This is a genomic window from Pirellulales bacterium (assembly GCA_036490175.1).
GTDB lineage: Bacteria > Planctomycetota > Planctomycetia > Pirellulales > JACPPG01 > JACPPG01.
Window position 1 is genome coordinate 1 of record DASXEJ010000183.1, and the last position, 3,882, is coordinate 3,882.

Sequence of the window (3,882 nt, forward strand, 5' to 3'; positions counted from 1 at the left end):
GGCTGCCACAACGGCGTGGTCGTCGCGAACAAATTCGGCGCGCCACGACGAGCGCAAGTTGGGTACCGCGGATCGCGATTCCAGCGGCGTAGTCAACTCGTCCGCAAGCACGATGTTATTGAGATTAACCGCAGAGCCAACATTCCAAATGGATATTTCGCCCGGTGACGGACGTGTCCCCATGTCGCGGACCTTGGGCAATCCACGCGTGACAAGCTTTGTGCCGTCGCCGTTGAATCCTGCGGAAGGCAGCAGGCCGGGGTTGATCCTCGTTATCAGGCCGCGAGACCTGCCCCCCGGAACGCCCCACAGCCGGCAAGTGCCGTCGTCGCCGGAACTGGCCACCAAGTGACTGTCCGGGCTGAAAACCAGGTCTACGACCGTGTCCTCATGTCGATCCAAGAGCTGTCTTGGGTCGACTATGCTGCGTCGGCTACGCGCGTTGCGCGTGAGGTCGATGCGCATTTCAAGACTCTTTGCATCGTACAGGAGAATCGTGCCGCGCACGTCGCTCGTGGCCACCCATTTGCCATCCGGACTGAAGGCTGCCGCCGTAAGTGGCATCATGCCCGGCGTTAGTTTGCCCATCGATTGGCCGCTGGCGGGATCGATGAATTCCAGCTCGCGTGCCTCGTCCATTTTTCGCGCGTTGACCACTGCCAGGCGCTTCCCCTGGGGGTCGACGGCCAGGTAGAACGATTTCGACTCAGTGGGCAACAGCTCTTTCTTCTCGCCTGTGGCCACGTCGCAACGCGTGATGCGGCCCTCCAGGTCGGCCACATAGACAAAGTCGCCGCCCACGGACCACACTACCGATGAAGCCCGTGCCGGCAGCTTGAACGTCGTGGCGGCCGAGTTGGCCTGCGCGTTCCAGTGGTACCATTCGATGCCGCGTAGGTCGTGCGTTCCTTCCGCGGGCTGCCGGTGCCGATCTAATAACTGCTTGAGGCGCGAGATGTCGCTGCGGTCCCACGCTTGTTGCATCGCCACGACATCGTTGACGTACTCTTGATTCAAACGCTCTTCGTTGGCCCGTTGCTTGGCCTCGGTCTCGGCCTTAGCGATGCCCGTTTGCCTGGCTTCCTCCGAGTGCGATCGGGCGAGCTCCGTCAGCGAGTAGGCAGCCCAGGCGGCGCTACTACAGAGCAGCACGAAAATCGTCGCCACTGATGCGGCCAGCAGAGGGTTTTTGCGCCGCCAACGAGCCACGCGCTCGGCAAACGTCGGAGGCCGTGAGCGGATTGGCAAGTCGGCGAGGTAGCGTTCCAATTCCTCGGACAAGTCGAGAGCCGTCGGTATCCGATCGCCCGGATTCTCCTCAAGGCACCTCAGGCAAATCGTGTCTAGATCGACAGGCACTAACGGATTGGCACGCACGCACGATTCGATCGGCCGTTTCAGTGGAGTCCAAGCCGAGTTGCTCGGTAACTTCGGCGCGTCGCCCGTGAGCAACCGATAGAGTGTCGCGCCCAGGGAATACACATCGCTCTTGAAACTGACTTCGTCCAAGCCGCCATTGACTTGTTCCGGGGCAGCATATCCTTGCGTGCCTAGTCCAGCGACATTGGTTTTTGTCAACTCGACACTGGCATCGAGCCGTTTCGCCAATCCAAAGTCCGTGACGTGTGGTTGGTCCGTTTGATCGAGCAAGATGTTCGCCGGCTTGATATCGCGATGCACAATCCCTTTTTTGTGTGCAAAGTGAATCGCGCGGGCGACCTGCGAGACGTATCGTGCTGCGTCGCGGACTGATATCGGAGTGGTCGAGGCGGCCCTTTCCAGGTCCATCCCCTTCACCAGTTGCATGGCGATGAACAAATGCCCGTTGTCCTCGCCGCACTCGTAGACCTTAACGATGTTCGGATAGTCTAACTGGGCGATGATGTCCGCTTCTTGCCGGAATCGTTGTCGGACGTCGTCGCTTACTTGTGTTACGTCGATCGCCTTGACGGCGACCTCGCGGTCGAGCGATTTCTGCGTGGCTAAATAGACGATTCCAAAACCGCCGCGTCCGATCACGTCTTTCAGAATAAAGTCGCCAAAGTAGCGTAGCACCGGAGGCGTCACGGGGGACAGGCGTCGACCGGTCGCCGGTGATCTGGCCTCTTCATTGCCTTTCAGGCTGGCGGTATAGGTACGGCGAATTCGTTTCAGGGCCTGCTCGAGTTCCGGCATCAAGTGCGGAAAATGCGCGATTATGTCGGAGTCGTATACCACGACGCCGCTGAACAGTTTGCGCCGACATTCGTCGGCGATAGCCTTGATTTGCTGCTGACGTTCTTGATCGTCCGGCGACGCACTCGTCATGTTTGCAATTCCAATTGCTCGGAAGCCTGCCTCACTCGAATTGCTGGGGCCTACGAAGGCCGGGGCACGCCCGATACGGGGCCCTGCCCCACGTAACTTGCCGGTCCGCTCTGCAGGCCCAGCACGGCATGGAGCAGAATCGGGCGGAATGTTCGGAGGAACTCACGTCCTCCTATAGAAGAGCGATGAGTTACCGATTTCGTGACGCAGTCCCTCGCGCGCCCGTTTGAGCAGCTGTTTGACTGCCTCGATGCTGCGGCCCATGCGCGACGCGACGTCCTCGACCGAAACACCTTCCTGGTGATGCCATACTAACGGCAGGCGCCAATCCTCGGGCAACGCTTGCAGGCATTGGCGCACGATGACTTCAGCCTCCTTATTGGAAACGATCCTGCTAGGTGTCAGGCCGCCTTGTTCCTGCAGTTCGCCAATCAGTTCGCTTCCTAACGCGACCAATGACTTGCGGCGGGCCGCATCGATGATCGTGTGCTCGATAATTTGGTTAACCCAACTACGAAAAGAGGCCGCGAGTCGTTCTGGCGTCACGACAAAAGTGGCGGCCGACCGCATCACCTTATAACCAACCTCTTGCAGAATATCGTCATCAGTCGTTTTAGTTTTCAACTCAGCTGACATACGCGCGCACACAAGGGTGAGAAGCTCGCCGTGCAAATGCGCCAAGCTGTGACGCATGGCGCAATTTTTGACGATTTCCGCGAGCCACGCCCGAAACGCCGCGGGAGACTCTTCGGAGGTTTGCAACGATGCGATCTGCGCAAAGCAGTCGACAAGGCACTCCTGCACCAATTCCTCTGCCGATTCAAAGCCAGATAGCGCGGGACCAGTCCATGGCTGCGCCAGCGCGAGCAACTCGTCATGATGCTCATTCAACAGATCGGCGAGTATCAAATTGTCGCCAGCGGCGGCACGGCCGATCGATCCGCGGTTCATAGTCTGCCGCTTGGAAGCGCCCCGAGGAACAAGAGGAGAGAGGAATTGAGGAAGGATATTCTTCTACACGACTTAACCGTCGACTGCCAGCAAAAACGGAGTTATGCACTTGGACCAGGAGATTGCAGTTCCGACAGGGAGGACTGCGACGGCAGTTCCACATGCGGGCGAACAGTTGGAAAACTTTGCGCTGCCGGAGCCGTCACCGTTTGCTCGGCCAAACGCTTAGCTAAATAGAGCCCGGAAAAGACTTTGGTCGGCCAGATCGGGACGTTACAATCAGGCGGACCGACTGTCGCCCAGAGGGGGGCATAGGGGCAGTCATACGACCATGCTGAGGCGGGTGCGGTGCTCGATCCTTGTGCCAACTGCGCGGGAAATCGACCCTCGGCCGCGTTCTGCGATCGTATGGGCGATGCGGGGTAGGACTTCGAAATCTTGGGACAGCTTCTGACGCAAGCGGGTGGCGGCGCAATGGCACAGCTTAATATCTCCCGCAGGCTATTACACGTTTGTGTCATGCCCGTGGCGACGATTCTTTTGATCCAATGCGAGCTATGCGCCGACGGATTTCACGGCGCCGCGATGGCCACGAAATCGTTAGACGACTACTTGAACGAGATT

General features: G+C 58.9%; 2 protein-coding genes. Both read right to left on the reverse strand.

The window, feature by feature from the left end; translation table 11 throughout:
* Nucleotides 1–2,307 (reverse strand): serine/threonine-protein kinase (locus VGG64_13495; protein ID HEY1600616.1); only part of this gene is annotated, 2,307 nt, incomplete at its 3' end.
* Nucleotides 2,308–2,469: 162 nt separating this feature from the next.
* On the reverse strand, nucleotides 2,470–3,177 hold the full coding sequence (locus VGG64_13500; protein HEY1600617.1) for a sigma-70 family RNA polymerase sigma factor: 708 nt from the start codon (nucleotides 3,175–3,177) through the stop codon (nucleotides 2,470–2,472).
* Between the last annotated feature and the right edge of the window lie 705 nt (nucleotides 3,178–3,882).